Below are 982 nucleotides of genomic sequence, written 5' to 3'. Positions count from 1 at the left end.
GCGGCAACCACACAGGCGTATCGCTCCTTCGGGAGGTTCTGGCAGGCTTCAGCACCCGCCACGATACGCCGCCTTCTCAGGCCCCATCACCCATTTTCAGCCATAGCTCCGCCGGAGTAAAACCCGGCCAGTGGATAGGCTGTTTTCCTTTTGGGGGAACGGCCGGGAATGTTTGTCGTGGAAGTTTACGCCGCCGTTCGCCATTTTGTGTTTGTCGAGGGCAACAGCCAGCGCGATGCGTCCCGGGTATTCGGGCTGAGCCGCGAGACGGTTTCGAAGATGTGCCGGTTCTCGCTGCCGCCGGGTTACAGGCGCACGAAGCCGGTGGCGAAGCCGAAGCTGGGCGCGCTGCTGCCGGTGATCGACGCGATCCTGGAGGCGGACGGGGCGGCGCCGGTGAAGCAGCGCCACACGGCCAAGCGGATATTCGAGCGTCTGCGCGACGAGCACGGCTACGCTGGCGGTCTGACGGTTGTGAAGGACCATGTCCGGATTGCTCGCGGACGTCTGCGGGAGACCTTCGTGCCGCTGGCGCATCCGCCGGGGCACGCGCAGGTGGACTTTGGCGAGGCGGTGGCTGTGATCGGCGGCATCCGGCAGAAGATCCACTTCTTCTGCATGGACGTGCCGCAGTCGGACGCGCCGCTGGTGAAGGCCTATCCGAGAGAGACGACGGAAGCCTTCCTCGACGGACACGTGTCGGCGTTCGATTTCTTCGGCGGCGTGCCGCTGTCGATTCTCTACGACAATACCACGATCGCGGTGGCCAGGATCTGCGGCGACGGCAAACGCGAGCGGACCCGGGCCTTCACCGAGTTGCAGAGCCATTATCTATTTCGGGATCGTTTTGGGCGGCCTGCAAAAGGCAATGATACGGATGAGATCGAATAGCCCCTTTCGACAAAATCATGATATTTTGTTCCTGCCCACGGACGACCACGTGGCGAACGGCAGAGCACCGGGTTCGAGCTCTGCGGCGCAG

At 63.1% G+C, this 982-nt stretch carries 1 pseudogene; it reads left to right on the top strand.

The window, feature by feature from the left end:
• Positions 1-168 precede the first annotated feature (168 nt).
• A pseudogene (istA, locus tag VSX60_RS22380) lies at positions 169-888 on the top strand (IS21 family transposase); the annotation flags it as partial.
• Positions 889-982: the final 94 nt, after the last annotated feature.

The organism is Aurantimonas sp. A3-2-R12 (genome assembly GCF_036016755.1).
In the GTDB taxonomy this organism is placed as follows: domain Bacteria; phylum Pseudomonadota; class Alphaproteobacteria; order Rhizobiales; family Rhizobiaceae; genus Aurantimonas; species Aurantimonas coralicida_A.
Note: the sequence above shows the minus strand (reverse complement) of the source record. Positions and strands in the feature narration are given on the sequence as shown.